The organism is Oleiphilus sp. HI0067 (assembly GCF_001635735.1).
In genome coordinates this window covers 1-20427 of sequence record NZ_LWFI01001421.1, presented here as the reverse complement: position 1 = coordinate 20427, position 20427 = coordinate 1, and the positions used below count along the sequence as shown (strand labels likewise).

Below are 20427 nucleotides of genomic sequence, written 5' to 3'. Positions count from 1 at the left end.
AGGAGCCTTTTTTACTTAAGTTGTATGTTATAAAAATCGTGATAATTATTTTTTGTGCGACTCAACAAGAAAAAATTTTGAAAAGGAATTAATTGATCGGATTGCGTTATCGGAGTCTGGTTGTTCCGTCCATCAGCGAAAAAAATACTTGAAGGCCTCGGTCAGTTTGTGAAAAAAATCGTATTTATTCTTCCAAATTTAAATAGTGGTGGGGCAGAAAGGGTAGCAATTAACTTTTTGGCTGAACTTGAAAGGTACGGGGCCGATCTGACACTCCTTTTGCTACAGCCGGTTGGTACCCTAAGGCAATTAGTGCCGCCGTGTGTCAAAGTTAAGGTGCTGGATGTTGTGAAGGTAAGAGATTCTATTCCTGCTGTGTACTCCGAACTTAATCAGATAAAGCCTGACGTTGTTTACACGACTCATTCGAGGATCACTCCAGTAATAGGTTCAGTTAAGTGGTTTTCCCGTCTTACCTTTACTTATATTGCGCGCGTGCCTAATAACCCAATCAAAGAGTTGGCGCATGGCGTGTATGGTCGATTAAGGTCGAGAATTTTCGGCTGGGGATACAGGCGAGCGGACATTGTGATCGCTCAAACCTCTGAAATGAGAGAAGCCTGCGTACAACTTTATGGTTTAAGTGAGGGGCGGGTTTGCGTTATACATAACTCGCTTAATACGGCCAATATACACCGTTGTTTAGAGGGAACGGTTTCACCATTCGACCAAGGTGAGCTCCCAATTGTCGCGCTTGGCCGTTTAGCACCCCAAAAGAATTTTTGTTTGTTAGTCCACGCTTTCCACAAAATATCTAACGAAAATTCTAGTGTGAAGTTATATATCTTGGGGGATGATCATGGTCAAAAACAGGAAATAGAAAGGTTAGTCACCGATTTCAAACTTGATGACCGAGTGGTTCTTTTGGGTTTAGTCTCTAACCCTTACCCTTTCATTGCGAACGCGCGCGTTTTCGCAATGAGCTCCGATTACGAAGGCTTTCCAAATGCGTTGTTAGAGAGTTACTACTTAAATACACCCATTGCAACCACTAAAAACTGCGATGTAATAGAGCAATTGGTAACAGATGGGAAAAATGGGTATCTGGCGGAAGTAGGGGATGTAGACGGTTTGGCTCTAGCTATAAAAAATTCCTTACAACTAGACCGTCAAAAAATTCATAACTCTTTAGGTGTTTTGGATACGGAAATTTCAGATTTGTTTTTCAGTGAGTCTAGTAAATGAGTTTGTTGATAATTGGGCCGCGGCTTCACAAGAATGGCCAAACAGGTGGTGTCGTTGTTTTAATGGAAAATACGTTGGCTTCATTGCAGTCCCGCGGTCTAACCATTGATGTTATTGACTCAAATAAACGTAATTATTATTTTCGCTGGCTAGGTTATATATCCATCCTGTTTGCTTGCACTAGAAAAATTCCAAAGGCCGATAAGGTAATGCTGCATGGCACAGCATTTGATTACCTTTTCATAGCACCGTTTGTTGTTTTTATTGGAAGATTGCTGAAGAAAAAGGTTGGTTTAGCTAAGTTTGCAGGCAACTATGATCTCGTGTATCAACGTTATTCTTGGTTAACAAAGAAGGTTGCTGACTGGACTTTACGGCACGCATCTATACTGTTTTGGGAAACACAATATCTGGTTGAGTTTTTTAAACCGATTAATTCGTGCTCTTATTGGCTACCTAACATGAGAAAAACAAATACTAAGCCATTAGCTACTCGAGAATTCCAAAAGCGTTTCGTTTTTCTTGGGCACGTTAATCGAGAGAAAGGTGTGCTAGATATCAAGAGTGTCGCTGATGAACTGGGTTCTGATTATTCATTCGACTTGTATGGAAGGGCGGAGGATGATGACCTTGTTGCGCGTTTAAAGAACAATAGTATTTCTTATAAAGGAGAGATAGCAGCTGAGCGCGTTGTTGAGGTAATTGATGATTATGATGTTTTGCTTTTCCCAAGTCGAAGGGAGGGGGAAGGTTATCCAGGTGTTGTAATTGAAGCTTTCTCTCGAGGCGTGCCTACTATCGCTTATGAGCTAAGAGGTTTGAAGGAAATGATTCGGGATAATTCTAATGGTCTGTTAGTTCCGGTTGCTGATGTTTCAGCACTTAAAGCTGCGATCGAAAGTTTGGATCGGAGTCGATATCAGTCTTTGTCAAAAAAAGCATATGAGTCGTTCTCCCTTTATGATGAGGACAATGTTATTGATTTCTACTTACAGGTTTTGAATGATAGTTAGCCTTTCTCAGCTAAAAAAGTATTATACGGGCTCTCCCTATTGGGTTAAAAAACTATACTCAAGCCTGCCCTGGTCCATTCGCATGGGGAAAGACTATAGGGGGGCATACAGTTTTCTAGCGAACTCTGAACATTATTCTCCTGAGCAATGGCGTGTTTACCAGACTCACAAGCTGAAAGAATTACTTGTTCACTGTGAGGCAACCGTACCTTATTACAAAGCGCTGTTTTTAGATAAGGGAATAGACGTAAATGCTTCAAATATCTGGTTAGAGTTTGAAAAAATTCCATTGTTGGATAAGCAGACAGTTCTTTCTGATATAGACGCATTTTTATCCAACAAGTTCCGAAAGAAATCTTTATATTCCGCAACTACCGGTGGCACCACTGGCAAACCCATGCAGATTTTTTATGACTCTGTTAGTTATAAAAAAGAGTGGGCCTTTAAAATATATGCGTGGAATAAAGCGATTGGCTATCAGCCGTCGTCAAGAAAAGCCACTTTTCGTGGAGTAGCAAACGGAAACGCGTTATGGGTCGAAAACCCTATCTATAACGAGATTCGTTTTTCACCATTTCATATGGTTGACGAGAGCCTAAAAGACATCGTCGACAAGCTCGTCGTATATAAACCAAAGTTTGTGCATGGTTATCCTTCGGCTATCGCTGCCTTGTCGAGTTATTTAGTAGAAAATAACTTAAAAATCGCATCGGTTAGGGCCGTCATGTGTATATCGGAAAATATACTTGATGGGCAGAGACGATTGGTACAGGAGGCTTTCGGGTGTGAACCATACAGCTTCTATGGCCATAGTGAACGAGCTGTGTTTGCCTCTATGAAAGAAGATCTAACTGAATACCATAGCCATCCAGCTTATGGGGTTTGTGAGTTGGTAGATGATCATGGGGCTGTAATTAAAGATTGCGGGTTGCGTGGTGAGCTTGTTGGTACAGGGTTTATTAACTCGGCAATGCCTCTTTTGAGATACCGTACTGGTGATTATTGCATGTGGTCTAATGTTAACTGCGATAATGCAGGTTACGGAACGTTTCCTGAAGTAGAAGGACGGTGGAAACAAGAGTTTGTTGAGGGGAGGGATGGTAAGCGAGTTTCCTTAACTGCGCTAAATATGCACGAGGATATTTATGCCCATATTGATGCCATGCAATATGTCGTTGGTGAGCCGGGGCTAGTTGATCTAAACATTATTCCCGCAGTTTCATATGACCAGGGCGTTGAGGAAAAAATATTGGCAGAGTACCGCGAGAAGCTAGGCGGCACTTTTACAGTGCGAGTTAGTTTAGTTGACTCGCTCATTAAGACTAAAATTGGAAAGTGCCCTTTGATGGTTAAGTCGCAGATCGACAGGATTAGCAATTGAAAAAAGTTTTTATTATAGGAGTGGGCCGCTCGGGAACATCTTTACTTCAGAGCATGCTAGCTAGTCATTCAGAAGTCACTTTTGTTCCTGAGACCAGCATGTTGCGACGTTTCGTTTTTGGAGGGAAGCTTGGAAAGGCTGAAGATATTGCGGTCAATCAAGAGCTACTTTGGTCGGATGAGAAGGTCAAGCGACTAGGATTGTCGGAGGGTGATTTTGATGAGGGGCTTAAACCCGCACAGCTTTATGAACAAATTATTACTAAGGGTGTCAGTACACTCTATGTTGGTGATAAAGACCCTAAGCTAATAGAGTATTTGCCTTTGTTAGTCGCAACCTTTCCCGAGAGTGTGATCGTTCATATTAAAAGAGATCCTAGAGACGTATTGGCCTCCAAGAAAAAAGCGGATTGGTCTAAATCAAGGCCATCTTCGATGCATATTGCTGCTGGTTATGCGCAGGAAAAGGCTTTCCAGTCTTTTAAAATGCGCTCAGGATTTAAAAATATCGTAGAAGTCGTATACGAAGATCTAATATCTGACCCAGAGTCTGTCTTGAGAGAAGTATGTGCCCAGATGGAAATCACGTTTGAGAGAAGGATGCTGAATTTTGGAGCAGCTTCCGAGAAGCTCGTTTCGCAAGAGGAAATGCAATGGAAGGGCGAGACGCTAGGGCCTTTGTTAACAAACAATGCTAATAAGTGGATGGCTCAACTCACACCTTTCGAAATCGTTGTCTGTGAAGGTGTAAATAGCGTTGAGTCGAGTGCTCAATCTGTCTCGCTAGCCAACCGGTGCAAAGGTGCTTTTTTTGTTCTAGCGTTGCAATTAATCGCACCTGCTTACAATCTCATGCGCAGATATACTTATAGGAAGTTTCAATCGTGATTCTCTATGCGGACGCGTCTGAGAGTATTAATTTTGTGCGTGGTCGCTTTGTTTTAGAAAACTTCAAATCTACGGATAAGGAAGTAGTACCAGCTTCTCGTTCTTTTAGCCTGACGGTGGCGATGCACTTTTCTTTGGTCTGCCGCTTGCTAAGGTTGTATCCAAGTAATGTCATTCGACTATCCACTAAGAAGTTTCTCGTGGTGTTTAGAAAAAGGTTCTATCACTTGGACTTTGCTAACACCTCCTTTACTTACCGGTCTGATATCGTTGGTTCATCACCTATCAACGTATTGCTTGATGATGGCGTTTTATTCTACGGAGAATACCGACAGAACAAGGAGCGTTCGCCAATCGCACTTTGGCGGTCAACGGACTTCGGAGAAACGTGGGAATCAGCCTATCAATTTGATGCTATTAGGCATATCCATGGGGTATTTAAAGATCCATACGAAGAAACGTTTTATGTGACCACAGGTGATTCTGATCGCGAAAGTGCAATTTGGGTATCGCGAGATGGTGCAAAGAGTTTTTCGAAGCTTCTGCATGGAAGTCAGCAAACTAGGGCAGTGCAGTTAGGTATTACAAAGGACGCAATTTATTTTGGTTCTGATTCGCCATTAGAGCAAAATTATCTGTACCGATTGGAAAGAGAGTCAAATCAGCTTTTGCAGCTAGGGCCAGTGGCGGGAAGTGTTTTTTACGCGAAGGTTGTGGGCGAAGATGTGTACTTTTCTACCGCCGTTGAGCCTAGTGATGTTAATAAAAGCCCAAATGCCCAGCTTTGGAAGGTAAGCAAGACTGAAATGTCGTTTTTGTATGAGTCAAAGAAAGATATTTGGTCTAAGAAATATTTTTTGTATGGACAATTAAGGTTTGTTGATGGCCCCGCAAAGAATGCCACGATCTGGATATCAGAGGTTGCGACTAAGAATCATGGGCAACACTTTAGCTTAGTCATGGAGGGGGGTGATAAATGAATCAACGTTTTGAGGTCCTTGATGCTTTCCGCGGCCTATGCGCTCTATTCGTCGTCCTCTTCCATATGAGGGTGTCAGGCTCGGTCACTGATCTAGCATTTTTTGAAAATAGCTGGGTCTTTGTTGAGTTTTTCTTCGTTTTAAGTGGATTCGTTTTGGTGCATGGGTATGGTTTCCGTGATGATTTAAAGTTTAAGCCGTTTATGACGGCTAGATTCTATCGTCTTTACCCATTACATTTTTTTATGCTGGTCATCTTTATTATTCTTGAGTGTGGTAAGTGGTTGGCGTGGAAGTTCGGCGGCTTTTCGTTTAACTCTGTTCCCTTTACTAACGCTTTTGCATTTTCAGAGATAGTTCCTAATTTTCTGTTGATACATGCTTGGGTGCCATTTGCGGATCCATTTAGCTTTAATTCTCCGTCGTGGAGCATCAGCATAGAGTTTTACATGTATGCATTGTTGTTCGCTTCAATATCGGTTTTCCGATCATTTAGAATCGGTTCTTGGTTTGTGATTGTTCTTTTGGCGTTTATTTTGATTTATTGCGAATCAGATATAGTGGTTATAGAGGTTCAGAGAGGGCTGTTCTGTTTTTTTTGTGGTGCGATGACGTATGTTGTTTTTTTAAAATCTCAAATCTCAAATCCCAAATCCCAAATCTCAAAGTTTTTGGCTAGTTTTGTTGAGCTTGCGCTTCTCGTTAGTGTTGTTTTTCTTACTCAGACAGACGTTGTATTCAAAAATATTATTGCTCCAGGACTATTTTGTTTGACGGTTTTTTGCTTTGCATTCGAAGCAGGAGTGTTCTCGAAAATACTTAAAGCTCGGTTATTTCAGTTTATTGGTAAGCGATCGTTTTCAATTTATATGACGCATGCTGGGGTATTGTTTATTGTCATTTCTCTTGCAATGGTGATTCAAAAGTTCACGGGTATCGAGCTCGCCCCGATGGTCGATGAAAAACGAAGTTTAAATTTTGGTGGGCCTGTTGAGAATAATGTTGCCGTCATTCTAGTGTTATTGCTTGTTGTGTTTTTTTCGAACTTTACATACGAGCAAATAGAGCTGAAGTTTAACAAAAAAAGTGGCTAAAGTTGCAGTGTATATGTATCGGTCAGCATTAGCTCGATTTCAATATACGAAGAATATCTTCTGCTAGTCGCTTACTTATGCTTGAACGTTTAAATTTATCAATGAACATTGTTCTTCGGCTGTTGCATAATTCGAGGGATCGAACAGCAATTCTTGCTTCTTTCGAATTTGTAGGCGAGAAAACTTCGGCATTAGACACTTCGTTGTCAATAAACTCTGCCGCATACCCAGCTACTCCCGCCAAAATCGGCTTTCCCGTGGCCGCGTATTCGAAAATTTTTGAAGGAAGTACTTTTTCAAAGGCTTTGCAGTCATTTAGGTGCAAGAAAAGTATATCCGCTTTTTGGTACTCTTCGATTAATTCTTTGCGTTGAACTGGTTGTGTGAGTTCAACGTTTTCAATGTCTGCAATGCTTTTTTCTAAAGCCTGTTTACGTCCCCCGTCGCCGATAATTTTAAAATGGTAATTTGACCCGAGGGCTTCAGCTAACTGAGGGATGATGAGGTGAAGGCCTTGGCCTTCGCCAATGTTACCAGCATAAAGGATAGTGATTGGCCGATGTTCCTGTTTTCTCGGGTTTGCTTGAGAAGTTAGGCTTTTTCTTGCGCTGATAAACTCTTCATCGATTCCGTTGGTAAAAAACTGATAGCGAACGTTTGGGTAGCGCTGCTCAAAATAATCTCTAAACCCGCCCGATACGAGGTTGATAGTTTTCGCTTTTGAAAAACTGTAGTTCTCTATTGTATTGAGCACTGGCTTTGCAAAAAAAATGATCTTTTTCGGAATAAGGTCTTCGAGTGTGTCGACGAAAATATCTCGAATATCTAGGTAGTAGGGTATTTCTCTACTTCGAGCAATCCGCGCTGTTAAAAAGGCAGTAAATAGGCGAGAACTTGTACCGTAAACAACATCAAAATTGTGCCCTTTAATAATATGCTGTGCTTGTCGGTAAAAGTGAGTAAAGGCCTTGGCTTGGTCAAGCATTCCGCTTTTATGGGGAGGTAATGCAATACGGTGAATTGTGATGTTACCTTGCTGTTCTTGTGCAGGGGCTTCTGCTGCAAAGCTTGCGTAGCGATTAGGTAAGGTCGTTATAACAGTGACTTCGAGGCCTTCTATTTTCTTGAGTTCTTCAACGAGTGCGGTTGACCGGAATGAGCCAGCACATAGGTCCGGCGTAAAATAAAATGAAAGGAATAGTAGCTTCAAGATTAGTTCTCGCTTTCGAACTCAATTACTGTGATGTGGCTGTTTTTGCTCATTTTTACTGCGATGCTTTTGTTTGGGATGCTCATTCCAAAATAAGGGTGCCAAGTGCCTTCTTTAACCTTGATCATATCTTCAGTTTTTATAAGCATACTTTTTTGATTGCTGACCCTAGTATCTGAATCAATAACTAGTTTGACTAAGTGAGGGTTTAATTTTTCGATTTTTACTTCAGGATGAAAATGAAAGTAAATGGTGCCTTCGCACGTTTTTTTATCGACCTTTTTAGATGAGCGTTTAAAAATATCCTCAATTATCAAAGCGTGCTCATCAAGCGTTAATGTTCGTTGATGTTCGCCTCGTTCATTTTGATTGCCTAGCTGTTTATAGCCATTGTGCGATGCTTTTAGACTAAAGGATTCGTTGCTAGAGCTCGCGTTGATTAATCTGCCATAGGCACGTTTGGCGACCCGAAAACCGTCCCAGACTTCAGACGAGCTTTGTTGGTTAAATTCCACTGTTGAGTGGGCTGGCGTTTGCCGTTGTCGCAACCGCTCTTTTCCTGCCCCATACATCGATGTGCCGGAGTTAACGATTATTCTCTGTTGCTTGTATGAGTATTCGAAGCTCAGCGTATCTGCATGTGCATGGCCTGGTAAATAGTCGGGCCCAACGTTTCCATGATCCAACAGAATAATGCGATCATCTTTTTGTAATCGGCTGTAGCCGCTTTGTTCAAATGTTGTGATGCCCTGTTCGATTGGTTGATGTGTTATCCCTAGTCGCTTTGCAAACGAAAATATATGTTCAACAGGGGGGGCAATACCGAAGGCGGCATCGTTAAAAAAGCTAATGTCCCCGTCAGGGTGCGTCATCCCTTCAAGATATGTCAGAGCTTTACTTGCGACTGCTGTCCATTGATCTAGATGTGCGTTTAGTTTTGCGTTGCCGCTTATATATGAGAGTTCTATTAGCTCCAATAAGTCATTTAGCAGTATGCAGTGATACATGGGGCTTAACTCAAAATGCCCTCCATCACTAAGAAATTGCTCTTTAGTTTGTTGTTCTAATATCTTTAGCCCTTTATCTAGAAAGCGTTCTGTTTGTGGAGTTTTTAAATAAGCTCCTGCAAATACGAGCGCTTTTGCATTTGCAAATAGATGATTGCCTAAGATGTGGTATTCAAGCTGTTGACCAAGGGCTTCGGTTTGTTGCTGTAGGCTTGCGTCGGCAGTCTCGTTCTTTCGTTCTTGCTTTGACAGCCATTTAACCCAGTTGACGATTCGAAGCGACAAAGGGTAGGGCTCCCAGCCATTACCTGAGCAGGCAGGATTTTCATTTATCCATCGTTTGATTAGAACTTCGTGTTGATTGTATCGTGTCTGCGAATCTCTGGCATTGAGATCGTCAAAATAGTGCAGGTTGTACAGCCATAGCTTGGCTAGCGTTGGATTATTCCAATCGCTTGTTGTGCTGATAGTGTGTGTTTCGTTCAAAAAGCCGAAGGTGTTTGCATCAAGCATGGATGGCTCTAGAAATTCAGGCCCTTCCCAGCGCCATTCTTGGGAATCAACCTGTTTGTAGTATTCAAGCGGCTTAATGTTAGGGCGTTTAAAGCGATAGTAGATCCGATAAAATATCTGCTGCCATTGTAGGTACTTGATAGTGTGGTAGTAGAGATAGGCTTTGTTGAGCATTTGAACAAGTTAAGGCGTAATGACGCTGTTAATGGCGTGATTTATTCGGCTTGCCGCTTCCCCATCTCCATAAGGATTATGCGCTTCAGACATCACTTTATATGTGCTTTCATTGCACAAAATATCGGAGGTGTTTTCGATGATTTTTGTGGGGTCTGTACCGACTAGGCGAACGGTGCCTGCCTCAACGGCCTCTGGCCTCTCGGTCACTTCACGTGTGACGAGCACCGGCTTACCGAATGATGGTGCTTCTTCCTGTATGCCGCCTGAGTCAGTAATCACCATGTCGCATTTGTCCAATAGCCAAACGAAAGGCAGGTAGTCTTGTGGCTCGATCAAAAGAATGTTTTCGCAACCGCCTAAAGCTTCTTTTACCGGCTTTTGAACATTCGGGTTTAGGTGAACAGGGTACACTAAAAGCCAGTCAGGTTTTTCAGTGGCAATCGTTTTTAAAGCGGTGCAAAAATCAATAAAACCTTGCCCGAAGTTTTCTCGTCGGTGGCCGGTGATCAGAATAAAGCGCCCAGGCTTAGCCGCTATTTTGTCAATACAGTGCGCCGGAAGCTTCGGTGCCCATTGCTCGGGCTTGTAGTTTTTGATCTTTTCTCTAACAGATAACAGTGCATCAATCACCGTGTTACCTGTGACCAGAATTTTATCTTCAGCGATACCTTCGTTGAGCAGATTTTGCTTGGCTGTTTCGGTGGGTGCAAAGTGTAGGCTTGCAATGCGCCCGACTAGCGAGCGATTCGCTTCTTCAGGAAAGGGGGCGAGCATGTTACCTGTGCGAAGACCTGCTTCAACATGGCCAACCGGAATGTGTTGGTAAAATGCGGCAAGCGCGGCTGAAAAGCAGGTTGTTGTGTCGCCATGCACAAGTACTAGATCAGGCTTGCACTCTGAAAGTACGTCTCGTAAGCCAAGAAGAACGCGACTGGTGACGTCGTATAAATCCTGATTGGCTTTCATGATGTCCAGATCAAAGTCGGCAGTGATTTCGAAGAGCTCCAGAACTTGATCCAGCATCTCGCGATGCTGTGCAGTAACGGCCACTAGGCTTTCTATTTCCGGGTTGGCTTCTAAGGCTTTAACGACCGGCGCCATTTTGATGGCTTCCGGGCGTGTGCCAAAAATACTGAGTACTTTCATCGCTTCCTGCTTAGTAATTTTTTTACGCTATTTATTTAATAATGCCGCGCGTATCAATGATGATCTTTTCGCTGAGCTTTGTTGCAGAGAGTGTTTTGAACTGTTGATGGTCAACCAATACCAAAATGATATCGGCATCTTCAATCGCTTGGTCAAAACCAAATAACTCAAAGCTGGCGTGTGTTTTTATATTGGGTTCGCAAACACGCAGTTCACCAATGTTTAGTTCTTGTAGTTTCTCGACAATTTCTACCGATGGCGATTCTCTAAGGTCGTCCACATCTGCTTTGAATGCCAAGCCGAGGCAGGCAATAACTGGTCGCTTAAAGCGCTCAGCCTTTTCTCTAACCTTGCTAATGACCCACTCGGGTTTATGATCATTTACTTCACGTGCGGTTCGAATCAGTTTGGCCTGTTCAGGGTTGCGATGGATAATGAACCACGGGTCTACCGCAATACAATGTCCGCCAACCCCAGGGCCTGGCTGTAAGATGTTTACTCGAGGGTGTCTGTTCGCAAGCGAGATTAGTTCCCACACATCGATATGTTCTTGATCGCAGATGAGTGAAAGCTCGTTTGCAAAGGCAATGTTCACATCGCGGAAGGAATTCTCTGTAAGCTTGGATAGCTCCGCGGTTTTGGCGCTTGTTTCAAGTACCTCGCCACTTACAAATTCTTTGTAAAACGTTGCAGCAGCATCGGTCGATGCCTCGTTGATTCCGCCAACAATGCGGTCATTCTGAACCAGTTCAATCAGTATGCGCCCTGGCAGTACTCGCTCAGGGCAATGGGCAACAAATACATCGCCTTGGGTGTCGTGCCCAGCTTCGCTGAGGATTTTCGCAACAAGATCTGTTGTTCCGACCGGGCTTGTCGATTCAAGAATGACCAGATTGCCAGACTCAACAAACGGAGCAATGTTGCGAGTGGCTTGCTCAACGTAGCTTAAATCTGGCTCGTAGCCCTCTTTAAATGGGGTCGGCACAGCGATAATAAATACGTCTGCTTTGCAAGGCTCAAGACTCGCCTTGAGATTCCCGGAATTAACTGCTGATTTAACCAGCAAATCCAAATCTGGCTCGACTATGTGAATTTTTCCTTGGTTTATCGTTTCAACTACTTTGGGAGATACATCCACGCCAGTAACTTGATAGCCCTTAGTGCCAAGAAGTGAAGCTGTTGGAAGGCCTATATAGCCTAAGCCCATGACGCAAACTGACCTGAATTCCTTTTCCATAATGCCCTTGTTCACTCTGATTTTTATGTAAAAAGTATACGTGCTGATTACAGTGTTTTGTAAAGCAAAACAGTTACGGATTATTTAGGAGTTATTCGAAGGTGTTTTCGCAATAATCTTGTGTAATTAAACGAATTAGTTGGATAATTTTTTTGAAAATTTTACTGACCGGAGCAAGTGGCTTTTTAGGTAGCCGATTTGTAGTTCAATCGAATGGTTTGGATCTAGTCGCTTGTGCGAGAAGAAGTGATTCCGATTCGTTTCAGTCGGTTGGCGACATTAATAGTCAAACGGATTGGCGAGAAGTGCTAGGTCGTGGTGGTCATGGAGATGGCACTGGCGTGGATGTGATCATTCACTGCGCTGCACGCGTTCATGTGATGAATGATGATGCGCAAGATCCTTTGGTTGCGTTTAGAGTAGTTAATGTAGAGGGTACTGCGAATTTAGCTCGACAGGCCGCTCAAGCCGGAGTAAAGCGGTTTATCTTTTTAAGTTCTATTAAGGTCAATGGCGAGTTTTCTGGAGAGGTGGGCTTTGCCTCGGATGATTCTCCTGCCCCTGAAGATCCTTACGGTATTTCAAAAAAAGAAGCGGAAGAGCTGCTAAAAGCGATTTGTGCCGAAACGGGTATGGAGTACGTGATTATTCGCCCCCCCTTGGTTTATGGGGCGGGTGTTAAAGCGAACTTCTTTTCAATGTTAAAGTGGGTATCGCGCGGTGTACCTTTGCCTTTGGGTGACATTAAAACGAATAAGCGTTCTTTGGTGTATGTCGATAACTTGGTTGATTTAATCAAAACGTGTATTGAACACCCTGCGGCGGCAAATCAAACATTTTTAGTTTCGGATGATGACGATGTTTCAACACGCGAGTTACTTGAGCGTGTTGCAAAGGCGCTAGGAGTGAAAAGCCGTTTGTTGCCTATATCTCCCTCTTGGCTGGGCTTTGCGGGTAAGTTACTTGGCAAAAAAGATGTAGAGCAGCGTTTGTGTGGCTCTTTGCAAGTCGATATTGCGCATACCAAAAAAACGCTCGGCTGGAAGCCGCCTTACTCAATGGAAGATGGTTTGCATAGAACGGCTGAGTGGTACAAACAGCAAAACAAATAGTGTATGTTCTTTTAAATATTATCTTGCCCTCGTAATGTTGGTTGTTACTAAATGAATTCCCCTCTTATTCGTATTATTGATTTTTTCGCTGCGCTCTTTGGTTTGTGTGTTGGCTTCCCTGTTTTGTTACTTGTGTATGTGCTGGGTCTGTTTGTTACCGGCTCACCGGTATTTATTCAGGAACGGGTGGGTAAGAACAAAAAGCCCTTTAAGCTTATTAAATTCCGAACCATGAGTGTCGCAACTGAGTCGGTTGCGACGCATTTGGTGCAGGCGAGTTCGATTACCAAACTTGGTGCGTTTTTGCGCAAAACCAAACTGGATGAATTGCCGCAGTTAATTAACGTACTTAAAGGCGAGATGAGTTTTGTCGGCCCACGACCTTGTTTGTTTAATCAGGAAGAATTGATTGTCGAGCGTGAAAGGCGCGTAGTATTGGATGTTCGCCCTGGCATTACCGGGTTGGCACAGGTGAATGAGATTGATATGTCGACGCCTGAGTTATTGGCGAAGTGGGATGCTCGAATGATAAAAGAGTTTAGTTTGGGGATGTACTTTAAGCTAATCTTGCAGACAGTAACCGGTGCAGGGTCTGGCGATCGTGTTAAGGAGTAGTTCTTTTTGCTTGGGAGGCAATTGACCCTGCATGATTCAGACTAGCATCTTTCGCTTTGCGATTCTTTCTTTCAAGTCCGGGGTGACAGGGGGGCAGATGGCAAGGCGGTAGATTTTGGTCAACAATTTAACCCCGGTGCAAAAGCTAAGCCGTTTAGCTTTGTTCTTCTAACCGATTATCTCTTTGTAGGATATGTCTTACAAACTTTCAGAGATCTCCTATATTTCTGCGTTTAAAAAATCCTTAGTATACACAGTCATAGGGATAGCGAAGACAAACGGATTTGTTGCAACTGTCAGGTACGACTGTCGTGAATGGATGGCTGAGCCACCCGCCCCTATTTCTTTTTCTTCTCAAGTACTACTCTTTCTTTTGAACCTAAATAAGCGCAGAAATATACGCATGTTGATCTAGCTTAGATAACTTTACTAGACAATCAGGAAGGTCTCTCTTAACTAGCTTTAGGCTAAGTCTTGCGTTTGTTGAGGTTTATGCGTGATAAAGCCGCGTTGTTCTAGGTAGTTGAGTAGTGTCTCTGTGCACGTATTAATATCATGTTTATGGGTGTTCAAAGTAACTTCAGGTGCCTGAGGTGCTTCATATGCCGAGTCTATTCCAGTGAAGAATTTGATTTCTCCTGCGCGGGCTTTTTTGTACAAACCTTTTGGATCGCGTTCTTCGCAAACACCTAAAGGCGTGCTGATGTGTACCTCAATGAATTCATTGTCTGAGAACAAAGAGCGCACCATATTGCGATCACTTCTAAATGGCGAGATGAATGCCGACATCACAATTAAGCCTGCTTCGGTGAAAAGCTTTGATGCTTCGCCGATTCTACGAATATTCTCAATGCGATCCGCATCTGAAAATCCGAGGTCTTTGTTTAACCCGTGGCGAACGTTATCTCCATCGAGCAAAAAGGTATGATAACCGCGTTGAAACAGAGCGTGGTCTAGTGCATTGGCGACGGTTGATTTGCCTGCGCCACTCAATCCGGTGAACCATAGTAAGCAAGGTTTTTGATTCTTTTGACTTGCCCGTCGTTCGGCGCTTACAGCTTGATTGTGCCAAACAATATTGTTGTCCATTCTGCATCCTTACTTTTGATCATTGATATGAGTGTAGATTACTCAATTCGATAGCTTTTGTCTTTTGCCGCCCAGGTCTTTTGATAAAGTCTGAGTGCTTTATCACCAAATCTATTACTGATCGAAATTTGTGGCCATAAATCGTTCCAATGCGGGTTAAGCGTCTCGACCATTTTTTGCAATGTAGGCTCGTCTGTCGCTCTTAACGCTTTACAACGCGTATTTGCTGTTAATCGGTCGCGATACTCCTCGTAGTAGACTAAATCATCAATACGCTCAATCGGGAAGCCGTTGGCATTGAAATTATTCGCACGTGAAAAGCGAATGCTCGTATATAAGCAGTTTGATTGTTTTACGGTGAGCGAGTGCGTGTACTTTCGGGCGAGAATATAAACGTAGGTGCGAGCCATTACTTCCTCCGTGTAGGCTTTGAATAGTGTTGCTTGCACAAGGCAATTCCATGCAACGGGCCAAAGAATAACCAATCTACTTAGAGTGCACAAACTAGCTTTTACTATGGTTCGCTTTATGACAAACTGATGCACGTTATTCACAATAAAAATTAGCTTCTGGCGATAAAAATTAACGCCCTTTATGCTCGACAGCTCAGCGCTCGTTGACTATATAAAAGTAAAAACAGGGCGCGAAAGATGCCTCAAGCAGTCATTGGATGTGATTTAGGGATAAGCAGGACGTGCTAAAAAACCTTCTTTTTTTACCTCGTTATCAAAAAAGACTCGTTTCATTGCTCATAGATTCCATCTCGCTACCTATAGCGATATGGATGGCATTTAGCCTTAGACTTGATGTTTTTTATGTGCCAACTTCTGGTGCGATTGTCTTAGCGATGTGCGTCACCGTTGCATGCAGCTTATTGGCGTTCACGAAGTTTGGCTTGTACCGCGCGGTGATTCGTTACATGAGTAATCATGCTATGAAAGCAGTGGTAGCGGGCGTTAGTGTTTCTGCTTGTGTACTTGCGCTTTCAGCGTTTGCTCTGCAAGCCGAAATGCCCCGTTCTGTGCCGGTGATTTACTGGTGTTTGGCACTAGTGTTTGTGGGTGGCTCACGTATGACTGCGCGATCATTAGTACATACCTCGATGGTGCGCAGTAAAGAGCGCATTGTGATTTATGGGGCAGGAAAATCTGGCTTACAGCTCAGCTCAGTATTGTTTCATAGTAAAGCGATGCAGCCGGTAGCATTTATTGACGACGATCAAAACCTTCATGGCACGGATCTAAATGGTATACGTGTACATAGCCCCGCGAACTTGCCAAAAGTATTAGCCAAATATGGGGCCACCAAGGTCTTGCTTGCTCTTGGTCATGCGCCACGTTCACGTAGAAGTTTGGTGATTCGTTTTCTAGAGCAATACCCTGTTGTGGTGCAAACCATTCCTGCGATTAACGATGTGGTGTCTGGTAAAGCGAAAATCGAAGAAGTACGTGATGTCGATATCGAAGATTTACTTGGCCGTGATGAGGTTGCGCCCGATCGTCAATTGCTAGCTGAATGCATCAGTAAAAAGACGGTCATGGTCACAGGTGCAGGCGGATCAATTGGATCAGAGTTATGCCGTCAGATTGTGCGTTTGGCTCCGCTAAAATTGCTTCTTGTTGAGTCTTCTGAATATGCCTTGTATGAGATAGAGCGTGAGTTAAAACGCTATATGCTCAAAAAAGATCTGAACATTGAATTGCATGCAGTAGTGGGATCTGTTCAAAAGCAGCGTCGCATGGCACAGGTGATGCGCAGTTTTGGAGTTGAAACGGTTTATCATGCTGCTGCATACAAGCATGTGCCTTTAGTTGAGCAGAATGTTATTGAGGGCATTCGCAATAATGTATTTGGTACTTGGCATGCTGCTGAAGCGGCCATTGAAGCCAATGTAGAAACCTTTGTTCTTATTTCGACAGATAAAGCGGTTCGACCAACCAATGTGATGGGCGCATCGAAGCGCTTGGCAGAGTTAGTGTTGCAAGGTTTGTCGAAACGCCAAGCCGGTACGCGTTTTTGTATGGTGCGTTTTGGCAATGTGCTTGGCTCATCTGGTTCTGTCGTTCCCTTGTTCAGAGATCAAATCAAACAGGGCGGGCCGGTTACCGTCACACATCCTGATATCACTCGTTATTTCATGACCATTCCAGAAGCCGCACAACTTGTATTGCAAGCAGGCGCAATGGGTGAGGGCGGCGATGTGTTTTTGCTGGATATGGGGCAGAGCGTCAAGATTAATGATTTGGCCGTTAAGCTTATTCGTTTAATGGGGCTTGAGCTGAAAGATCAATCGAACCCTGACGGAGATATTGCGATTGAGTACTCTGGTTTGCGTCCGGGCGAGAAGCTTTATGAAGAGCTTTTGATCGGTAATGAGCCGATGCCTACCGCGCATTCGCGTATTATGCGTGGCCGTGAAATATCGCTTGCTTGGTACGATGTGAAGGTACTGCTTGATCGTATCGATTTGCTTTGCAAAGACTTTGATTGTGAGGCTGTTCGAGAGGTCTTAATGATGGCTCCGCTTGATTACAAGCCATCAGATTCTTTGAGTGATTTGGTCTGGAATAAAACCTATACCGATATGCCAGGAACCTCTATGCAAGAGCGTATGCGTGATTTGCAGATGCCTGCGAATGAAGGGGATACCAGTTCGAATATCTCTAATGGGTAGATCATTGTAGAGATCCTAAATGTGCACGTACTTCGTTCGCTGCTTCAGGATGACGTCGACACTAAATATTGGGGTCAGAGTAAAAGGACTCTGACCCCAACGACCTCCTCTGACTCCGGCCAATCTGTGTCACCCTGGCTTATCCTTTTTGTCATCCCGTTTTTCCCCTTTTCGTCATCCCGTTTTTAAAACGGGATCTCATGGTTGGTTTGCTGAGTTAGACCCGAGATCCTGAATGTGCGCGTACTTCGTCCGCTGCTTCAGGATGACCATGATATTTTTATCCTTAATACATCGTGCTACCAACGATATTTATTAAAGTTCTCTGGATTCGCCCAGAAACGTGAATTATTCCATTCACGCTTTTTGTTGTAGCTGGCAATGTCATAGCTATAGACGGTCAGTCCACTTTCATCTTGTTCTTCTCTTTTGAATCCTAAACTGAGCATGTCGCTAAAGGATAGTGTCGACTCTCCATTGCAGAGAATAAGCATTTTTGCATTGAGATGGTTTCTTAGAACGCCAATAACTTCTATTGCTTTGGAATGTTCGAGCTGATTCAAGTTTTCACCGAGAACGATCAAATCGACATTTTTCACTTCATCTGGGCTTAAATGTAAATCACGCATTTTCGATGCAGGAAGAGCTTGTATGACGCATTGAGCTTTGGCATCTTTCAGAATTTCTTCGATCTGAGATGAGGCGACCAGAACATGGTTTGGCTTGATCTCTTCGAGAATATGCATCATGCAAGAAAGTGCGTTATTCGTAGTCATGCGTCTATCTAATCTTTATGGTTGAGTTTGTCTTGTACGAGTGAGCCGAGCAATGCGATGGCTTCTTTTCGCGCTGGTGTCCAAGCTTTTGAATAGCACAGCCGTATCGAGCTTTTAAACTTATTTGCGTTCGATGAAAAAATCTCTCCAGGAGCAACAATAATACCCTGTGCTTTGGCTTCGAAGTACAGCTCTGTGGCATTTAAGCCTGCGGGCAATTGAAGCCACGCGACATAACCACCTTGAGGGGAGGATAAGCGCACATCACTTGGGAAATGTTCACTAATCAGCTTGAAAAAGTGGTCGCGTCGGCCGCGGTAGGTATCGCGCGCAAGACGAAGGTGTCGATCGAAACTAGAGCGGTTAAGCACCTCAGCAACCGCCATTTGAGGTAAACAGAACTGGTTTGATGCGCTCAGAAATCGCTGATATTCGACCTCTTGCATATATCGCCCCGGCATTATCCATCCTAAACCTAATTGTGGTTCGAGCATTTTTGAGGCAGATGAACATAGAAGCACACGATCTTGTGTATCATAGCTTTTTACCGCACGAGGGCGCTGATGCGTATAGCCAAGCTCTCCATATATATCGTCTTCAATAAATGAAATTTGATATTGGTTGATCAGCTCAACAAGGGCTTTCTTTGCCGTTTCAGGCATCTGTGCCCCGAGCGGATTATTGAAGTTTGGTACGCCAAGCACGGTTTTGATGGGCCATTGTTCAAGCGCTAGTTGAAGTGCGTCAATGCTCATTCCTGTTTTCGGGTCAGAAGGGATCTCAATGACCTTTAAGCTAAGCGATTCAACTAACTGCAGTAGGCCGTAATAACAAGGGCTTTCCACTGCCACAATATCGCCTGGCTTGCACAGCGCTTTGAGGCATAAACCAATCGCGCCCTGACAGCCAGAAGCAATGATAATATCGTCTGCGGTAACAGATACATGCCCGTCTGCTGAGCGTTGCGCCAGCATGCGACGAAGCTGTTCATCACCCTTATGGGTGCAATATCCTTGACCTAAAAAGGGCGTACTGCGAACAAGCTGCCCAAAGCTCTTTTTGAGTTGTTGAATAATAGGGAAGTCCGCCGCAGGTGATGCAGCGCCAAAGCTTATCGCCCCTGCCATTGAGGATGTTTGCATTACGTCCATTACGAGTTGTGATGTGCTGACTAGCTTTGGTGTTACCGAGCCATGCTTGAGTTGAGGTGCCTCAAAAGCTTGCTTTAAGGGTGTTTTGACGTAATAACCTGACTTAGGCCTCACCTCGATTAAATCTCTATCTTCGAGTAAGTTATAACTCATCAATACCGTTGAGACACTTACACTTTGCTGTTGCGCGAGCTTACGCACTGACGGGAGCTTTTCGCCATTTGTATAGATGCCTTGACGAATCTGGTCATCAAGGTTGTCGGCTAGGCGCTGATAAATAGGATTACTCATAACAGTTTCTATTTTTTATGGATATACATAACAGATTGGCTCAGTTTAAAGGAAACAGATTCCGTTTTTCAACAAACTGTTATGGTTAAAGGTTTTATTTTTGAATCTGTTTTGTTTTTGCTTGAAGAACTAATCTTACTCCCATGCCGTTGTAATTGTCTCGTGCACTTATCTCATTCACTTATTGAAGAGAGGCGATGACAGCAACAATTTTTCTCCAATGGTTTATTAGCGAATTACAGATAGAGGAGTTAGATCATGAGATTATTCGTGAACGGATACCTAATATTATCAGCATTTGAGCGCGTACTTTCTGCGAGAGCTGTCGTTCGTATTTTCAAATTGACTCAGCTTAGGCTGCAAAGTAAGCGACTATTAGAACTAGTCAGTTTGTATGCGCAGCGCACCCAGCAACGTAGGCAATTAGCGCATCTCGATCAACGAGCATTGTCAGATATTGGGTTATCTCACGCTGATGCACTGAATGAGGCAAATAAGCCATTCTGGAAAGAATAGGGTTCGGCTTTGCGCTCGTTCGCATATCACTGAAAACAACGCTAAATTTAAGCTCTACTTCAAAGCTGCAACGCATTTAGTAGCTATAAGTAGTCAAAAGCAGCTAGAAGTAGCCATGTCAGTTATTCGATTTGTAAAAAGGAACGATATGAATATCGAGACCATGTTTTCAGAGTGTTGGGCAGCGTATAGCAAGTTAAACCCTAAGGTGCTCGAGATGCGAGCCTTGCTTGCACAGCATTCTTCTGGTCTGTTGAATGATCATATTGCACTGCGAACCCTCAAACACTCCGAGTTTGGGTTAGGCCAGCTC

The 20427-nt window shown here is 43.5% G+C and carries 18 protein-coding genes; 10 read left to right on the top strand and 8 right to left on the bottom strand.

The genetic code is table 11. The features are described 5' to 3' along the window. Positions 1–120: 120 nt before the first annotated feature. The 6 genes from A3739_RS23155 to A3739_RS23130 all read left to right on the top strand — a co-directional run bounded on the left by A3739_RS23155 (position 121) and on the right by A3739_RS23130 (position 6600). Entirely contained in the window at positions 121–1245 is a 1125-nt protein-coding gene (locus A3739_RS23155; protein ID WP_068474559.1) for a glycosyltransferase, read from the top strand. After that, complete coding sequence (locus A3739_RS23150; protein ID WP_068474556.1) at positions 1242–2258, top strand: glycosyltransferase family 4 protein; 1017 nt, start codon at positions 1242–1244, stop codon at positions 2256–2258. Before A3739_RS23155 ends, A3739_RS23150 begins: the two co-directional genes overlap by 4 nt. Before the next feature lie 82 nt (positions 2259–2340). Continuing rightward, on the top strand, positions 2341–3639 hold the full coding sequence (locus A3739_RS23145; RefSeq protein WP_156502782.1) for a phenylacetate--CoA ligase family protein: 1299 nt from the start codon (positions 2341–2343) through the stop codon (positions 3637–3639). Then, positions 3636–4526, top strand: coding sequence for a sulfotransferase (locus A3739_RS23140; RefSeq protein WP_082878563.1), 891 nt, complete (start codon positions 3636–3638; stop codon positions 4524–4526). The genes A3739_RS23145 and A3739_RS23140 overlap by 4 nt, the downstream gene beginning before the upstream one ends. Continuing rightward, entirely contained in the window at positions 4523–5506 is a 984-nt protein-coding gene (locus A3739_RS23135; RefSeq protein ID WP_068474547.1) for a hypothetical protein, read from the top strand. The genes A3739_RS23140 and A3739_RS23135 overlap by 4 nt, the downstream gene beginning before the upstream one ends. Continuing rightward, a complete protein-coding gene (locus A3739_RS23130; protein WP_068474544.1) occupies positions 5503–6600 on the top strand; it encodes an acyltransferase in 1098 nt (365 codons plus the stop codon). Before A3739_RS23135 ends, A3739_RS23130 begins: the two co-directional genes overlap by 4 nt. A gap of 28 nt (positions 6601–6628) precedes the next feature. On the opposite strand, the gene A3739_RS23125 is transcribed toward A3739_RS23130, so the two are convergent. Genes A3739_RS23125 through wecC form a run of 4 tightly spaced genes read right to left on the bottom strand, consistent with a single transcriptional unit; the run spans position 6629 to position 11890 of the window. Then, positions 6629–7810, bottom strand: a complete 1182-nt coding sequence (locus A3739_RS23125; RefSeq protein ID WP_068474541.1) for a glycosyltransferase family 4 protein — start codon at positions 7808–7810, stop codon at positions 6629–6631. Between the two features lie 2 nt (positions 7811–7812). Then, entirely contained in the window at positions 7813–9504 is a 1692-nt protein-coding gene (locus A3739_RS23120; RefSeq protein ID WP_068474538.1) for a heparinase II/III family protein, read from the bottom strand. A 9-nt stretch (positions 9505–9513) separates the two neighbouring features. After that, positions 9514–10653, bottom strand: coding sequence for a non-hydrolyzing UDP-N-acetylglucosamine 2-epimerase (wecB, locus tag A3739_RS23115; protein WP_068474535.1), 1140 nt, complete (start codon positions 10651–10653; stop codon positions 9514–9516). A 31-nt stretch (positions 10654–10684) separates the two neighbouring features. Then, entirely contained in the window at positions 10685–11890 is a 1206-nt protein-coding gene (wecC, locus tag A3739_RS23110; protein ID WP_068474532.1) for a UDP-N-acetyl-D-mannosamine dehydrogenase, read from the bottom strand. A gap of 152 nt (positions 11891–12042) precedes the next feature. On the opposite strand from wecC, the gene A3739_RS23105 reads away from it, so the two are divergent. Together A3739_RS23105 and A3739_RS23100 are read left to right on the top strand one after the other, a co-directional pair. Further along, positions 12043–13002 carry an SDR family oxidoreductase gene (locus tag A3739_RS23105; protein ID WP_068474530.1) on the top strand — a complete coding sequence of 320 codons (960 nt, stop codon included), beginning with the start codon at positions 12043–12045 and terminating at the stop codon, positions 13000–13002. Between the two features lie 51 nt (positions 13003–13053). Beyond that, the gene (locus A3739_RS23100) at positions 13054–13617 is read left to right on the top strand and encodes a sugar transferase (protein WP_068474528.1); all 564 of its coding nucleotides are present in this window, start codon (positions 13054–13056) and stop codon (positions 13615–13617) included. A 462-nt stretch (positions 13618–14079) separates the two neighbouring features. Here the strand turns inward: A3739_RS23100 and cysC are convergent, their stop codons facing one another. Next, on the bottom strand, positions 14080–14706 hold the full coding sequence (gene cysC, locus A3739_RS23095) for an adenylyl-sulfate kinase (protein ID WP_068474526.1): 627 nt from the start codon (positions 14704–14706) through the stop codon (positions 14080–14082). A 38-nt stretch (positions 14707–14744) separates the two neighbouring features. Then, complete coding sequence (locus A3739_RS23090) at positions 14745–15155, bottom strand: hypothetical protein (protein ID WP_156502781.1); 411 nt, start codon at positions 15153–15155, stop codon at positions 14745–14747. A gap of 335 nt (positions 15156–15490) precedes the next feature. Here A3739_RS23090 and A3739_RS23085 point away from each other — a divergent pair, with 335 nt between their 5' ends. Beyond that, positions 15491–17380: a nucleoside-diphosphate sugar epimerase/dehydratase gene (locus A3739_RS23085; protein ID WP_156502780.1), complete on the top strand. Its 1890-nt coding sequence runs from the start codon at positions 15491–15493 to the stop codon at positions 17378–17380. Positions 17381–17679: 299 nt separating this feature from the next. Here A3739_RS23085 and A3739_RS23080 read toward each other — a convergent pair whose 3' ends face one another. After that, positions 17680–18156: a DUF6231 family protein gene (locus tag A3739_RS23080; RefSeq protein ID WP_156502779.1), complete on the bottom strand. Its 477-nt coding sequence runs from the start codon at positions 18154–18156 to the stop codon at positions 17680–17682. A gap of 8 nt (positions 18157–18164) precedes the next feature. Then, positions 18165–19598 carry a PLP-dependent aminotransferase family protein gene (locus tag A3739_RS23075; RefSeq protein WP_068477881.1) on the bottom strand — a complete coding sequence of 478 codons (1434 nt, stop codon included), beginning with the start codon at positions 19596–19598 and terminating at the stop codon, positions 18165–18167. 258 nt (positions 19599–19856) lie between these two features. Here A3739_RS23075 and A3739_RS23070 point away from each other — a divergent pair, with 258 nt between their 5' ends. Next, positions 19857–20114 (top strand): DUF1127 domain-containing protein, encoded by a 258-nt coding sequence (locus tag A3739_RS23070; protein ID WP_082878547.1) that lies wholly within the window; start codon positions 19857–19859, stop codon positions 20112–20114. The last annotated feature ends 313 nt before the right edge of the window (positions 20115–20427 follow it).

Excerpts from the sequence above, each read along its gene's own strand:
- A3739_RS23070 (WP_082878547.1), top strand. The coding sequence starts at position 19,857 with ATGAGATTATTCGTGAACGGATACCTAATATTATCAGCATTTGAGCGC.
- cysC (WP_068474526.1), bottom strand. The coding sequence starts at position 14,706 with ATGGACAACAATATTGTTTGGCACAATCAAGCTGTAAGCGCCGAACGA.
- A3739_RS23080 (WP_156502779.1), bottom strand. The coding sequence starts at position 18,156 with ATGACTACGAATAACGCACTTTCTTGCATGATGCATATTCTCGAAGAG.
- wecB (WP_068474535.1), bottom strand. The coding sequence starts at position 10,653 with ATGAAAGTACTCAGTATTTTTGGCACACGCCCGGAAGCCATCAAAATG.
- A3739_RS23085 (WP_156502780.1), top strand. The coding sequence starts at position 15,491 with ATGGCATTTAGCCTTAGACTTGATGTTTTTTATGTGCCAACTTCTGGT.
- A3739_RS23120 (WP_068474538.1), bottom strand. The coding sequence starts at position 9,504 with ATGCTCAACAAAGCCTATCTCTACTACCACACTATCAAGTACCTACAA.
- wecC (WP_068474532.1), bottom strand. The coding sequence starts at position 11,890 with ATGGAAAAGGAATTCAGGTCAGTTTGCGTCATGGGCTTAGGCTATATA.
- A3739_RS23130 (WP_068474544.1), top strand. The coding sequence starts at position 5,503 with ATGAATCAACGTTTTGAGGTCCTTGATGCTTTCCGCGGCCTATGCGCT.
- A3739_RS23075 (WP_068477881.1), bottom strand. The coding sequence starts at position 19,598 with ATGAGTAATCCTATTTATCAGCGCCTAGCCGACAACCTTGATGACCAG.
- A3739_RS23100 (WP_068474528.1), top strand. The coding sequence starts at position 13,054 with ATGAATTCCCCTCTTATTCGTATTATTGATTTTTTCGCTGCGCTCTTT.
- A3739_RS23150 (WP_068474556.1), top strand. The coding sequence starts at position 1,242 with ATGAGTTTGTTGATAATTGGGCCGCGGCTTCACAAGAATGGCCAAACA.
- A3739_RS23145 (WP_156502782.1), top strand. The coding sequence starts at position 2,341 with ATGGGGAAAGACTATAGGGGGGCATACAGTTTTCTAGCGAACTCTGAA.